The organism is Flavobacterium sp., assembly GCF_013823965.1.
Lineage (GTDB): Bacteria > Bacteroidota > Bacteroidia > Flavobacteriales > Flavobacteriaceae > Flavobacterium.
In genome coordinates this window covers 1-3,945 of the sequence record NZ_PNNA01000064.1, presented here as the reverse complement: position 1 = coordinate 3,945, position 3,945 = coordinate 1, and the positions used below count along the sequence as shown (strand labels likewise).

2 protein-coding genes and 1 pseudogene are annotated in these 3,945 nt (G+C 40.1%); all 3 read right to left on the bottom strand.

The features are described 5' to 3' along the window. Positions 1 to 161 precede the first annotated feature (161 nt). Positions 162 to 1,952: an acyl-CoA dehydrogenase family protein gene (locus C0430_RS07440; protein WP_290867427.1), complete on the bottom strand. Its 1,791-nt coding sequence runs from the start codon at positions 1,950 to 1,952 to the stop codon at positions 162 to 164. Positions 1,953 to 2,065: 113 nt separating this feature from the next. After that, positions 2,066 to 3,247, bottom strand: coding sequence for an acetyl-CoA C-acyltransferase (locus C0430_RS07435; protein WP_290867425.1), 1,182 nt, complete (start codon positions 3,245 to 3,247; stop codon positions 2,066 to 2,068). A gap of 86 nt (positions 3,248 to 3,333) precedes the next feature. Next, positions 3,334 to 3,945 (bottom strand): annotated as a pseudogene (locus C0430_RS07430) (3-hydroxyacyl-CoA dehydrogenase); the annotation flags it as partial.

Here is a 3,945-nt window from a genome sequence, read left to right as displayed (position 1 = left end):
TATAGTGGCCACTTTTGGTAAAATAGGGCTAACTTGAAAAATATAGATATCAAGTGATGCAAATCCATAAAACAGCATCGTTTAATTAAAAAAACCGCAGTTGTCTAATTAATGACACTGCGGTTTTTAAACAAATCAACAAGTTAAAACTATCTTTACTATTAGAAACAGTATTCGTTTTCAGTTACCAATTTTGTTGCAATAACTTCTCTTAATGCAATGATATTTGGCATATTAGTATATTTTGTAAAACGACGTAATCCCATTAACATCATACGTTGTTCATCGCCTTCGGCAAAAGAGATCACGCTTTCTTTTCCTTTTTGGGTAATCACGTCAACCGCTTTGTACAAATACAATTTTGCCATTGCAATTTGTTCTTGTACTTTGTTTTCACCTGCTTTTTTGGCTAATTTTTCGGTTCTTAAAATGGTGGATTCTGCCATATAAATTTCAATCAAGATATCGGCGGCAGCCATTAACAATTGTTGGTGACCTTCTAAATCTGGTCCATATTTTTGAACTGCTCCACCGGCAACCATCAAGAATGCTTTTTTCAATTTGCCAATCATTTCTTTTTCTTCGGCAAATAATTCTGAATAATCCGGTGTTTCAAAAGAGGGAATTCCCATTAATTCTTCCTGGACTTTTGTCGCTGGTCCCAACAAATCCACGTGCCCTTTAAATGCTTTTTTGATCAACATTCCTACTGAAAGCATTCTGTTGATTTCGTTTGTTCCTTCATAAATTCGGGCAATTCTGGCATCACGCCAAGCGCTTTCCATCGGCGTGTCTTCCGAGAATCCCATTCCTCCAAAAATTTGGATTCCTTCGTCGGCACAGTTTTGAATGTCTTCCGAAACAGCCACTTTCAAAATGGAACATTCTATGGCATATTCTTCGACTCCTTTCAGTTCGGCTTCTTGATGCGAGGTACCCTCGGTTTCACGAGCCATAATGCGATCTTCAATATCTTTGGCAGCTCTATAAGTGGCACTTTCTCCAGCATAACAACTGGTTGCCATTTCGGCCAATTTCAAACGAATGGCGCCAAATTGGGAAATTGAAGTGTTGAATTGTACTCTTTCGTTGGCATATTTCACGGCTCCGGAAGTTACTCTTCGTTGAGCGTCTAAACAGGCGGCAGCCAATTTGATACGGCCTACATTCAAAGCATTCATGGCAATCTTGAAACCATTTCCTCTTTCAGAAAGCATGTTTTCGACAGGAACTTTGGTATCGGCAAAGAAAACTTGTCGTGTGGAAGAAGCCCGAATTCCTAATTTATGTTCTTCTTCGCCCATTGTAATTCCATTATTTGGGTCATTTTCCACAATAAAACCGGTAATGTTTTTATCGTCTCCAATACGTGCAAAAACAATGAATAAGGAACAAAATCCGGCATTTGAAATCCACATTTTTCCTCCAGTTATTTTATAATGTGTTCCATCTTCTGACAAAACGGCTTTTGTTTTTCCTGAATTGGCATCACTTCCTGCTCCCGGTTCTGTCAAACAATAAGCGCCAAACCATTCGCCGGAAGCCAGTTTTGGCACGTATTTTTGTTTTTGCTCTTCGGTTCCGTAAAGCGTAATTGGCATTGTTCCAATTCCGGTATGTGCCCCAAAAGCTGTCGAGAAGGATCCCGTGGCTCCTGAAATATAGTCGCATACCAAAACGGTATTGACAAATCCCATTCCCATTCCCCCATAAGCTTCGGGAACGGCAACGCTAAGGAAACCTAAGTCACCGGCTTTCTTCATCGACTCTTCGGTAAAGGCGTAATCTTTATTTTCGAAACGGTTTTTGTAGGGCCAAACTTCTTTGTCCACAAACTCTTTTACCGAGTCACGCATCATTAATTGCTCTTCGTTGAAATCTTCGGGAGTGAAGACATCTTCGCATTTTGTTTCTTTTACGATGAATTGACCACCGCGAGTTTTATTGTTCATATTTTTTGTTTTTAAGGTAATAGCCTATTTTATTTAAAATTAACTTCTATTAATTTCTATGTGCTTTTATGTCATTTCGACGAAGGAAAAATTACATAAGAAAAAACATAATTTTATAATAATTCGTATATCCCAGCACTTCCTTGTCCAGTTCCCACGCACATCGAAACAATTCCGTATTTGTTTCCACGTCTTTTCATTTCGTCAAATAGTTGGACTGACAATTTTGCTCCCGTACAACCTAGAGGATGTCCCAAAGCAATCGCGCCTCCGTTTACATTTACAATATCTGGATTGATGCCCAATTCTCGAATTACGGCCAATGATTGTGAGGCAAATGCTTCGTTCAATTCCACCAAATCAATGTCTTTTAATTGCAATCCGGCTTGTTTCAAGGCTTTTGGGATGGCTTTCACGGGACCAATTCCCATAATTCTTGGTTCCACTCCTGCTGATGCAAAATTCACCAAACGGGCAATGGGAGTGAGGTTTAATTCCTTGACCATTTCTTCGCTCATAACCAAAACAAAAGCGGCTCCATCACTCATTTGGGATGAATTTCCGGCAGTCACGCTTCCGTCTGCAGCAAAAACGGGTCTCAATCCTGCCAATGCTTCGACTGAAGTTCCTGCTCTTGGACCTTCATCTTTGTTGACAACATACGATTTGGTTTCTTTTTTGCCATTTTCATTGATGAACGTTTGTTCAATGGTTATGGGAACAATTTGTTTGTCAAATTTGCCCTCTGCTTGGGCTTTCAAAGCTTTCATGTGGGAATTGTAAGCAAACTCGTCTTGGTCAGCTCTCGAAATATTGTATTGATTGGCAACGGCTTCGGCAGTCAATCCCATTCCCCAATAATAATCTTCGTGACCTTCTTTGGCAACGGCATAATCCGGTGTTGGTTTGTAACCTCCCATTGGAATGAAACTCATGCTTTCGGCTCCACCGGCAATGATGCAATCTGCCATTCCAGACTGGATTTTGGCTGTTGCCATACCGATAGTTTCTATTCCTGATGCGCAATAGCGATTTACCGTTACACCAGGAACATCGGTTACTTTCAATCCCATCAAGGAAATTAATCGCCCCATGTTCAATCCCTGCTCGGCTTCCGGCATTGCATTTCCTACCATTACATCATCGATGCGTGTTTTATCGAAATCAGGCAATTCATTCATCATAAATTGGATGGTTTCTGCCGCCAATTCATCAGGTCTTTTAAATCGGAACACACCTTTTGGTGCTTTCCCTACGGCTGTTCTGTATGCTTTTACTATATAGGCTGTTTTCATTTTTTTTTATTTTTTTATGATAGACAGAGACATAATAGATGATAGACTTTTTGGAGTCTTTTATCTATCCGTCTTTTATCTATAATCTAATTTCTCAAGGGTTTTCCTTTGGTTAACATAAATTGGATGCGTTCCAATGTTTTTCTTTCTGTGCAAAGCGATAAAAATGCTTCTCTCTCGATATCCAATAAATATTGCTCGCTTACCAATGTTGGTTCAGATAAATCTCCTCCAGCCATTACGTAAGCCAGTTTATTGGCAATTTTTTTGTCGTGTTCTGAGATGTATTTTCCAGCTTCCATTTGGTCTGTTCCAACCAAGAACATTCCCAAGGCTTGTTTGCCCAAAACTTTGATGTCGTTTCTGCGAATGGGTTGGGTGTAACCGGCTTCTGCCATTAATAAAGCGTGTTTTTTGGCTTCGGCAATTTGACGGTCTTTATTGACCACAACAATATCTTTTCCGTGTTGCAAAACTCCTAAATCAAAGGCTTCGTGAGCTGAAGTTGACACTTTGGCCATAGCCACAGTTAAGAAATATTCTTGCAACACATTGAGTTCAACATCATTTTTGCGAAATAAATCCGAAGCTCTTAATGCCATCTCTTTCGATCCGCCACCTCCGGGAATCACACCAACTCCGAATTCGACCAGTCCAATATAAGTTTCTGCAGCGGCAACGACTTTATCAGCGTGCAT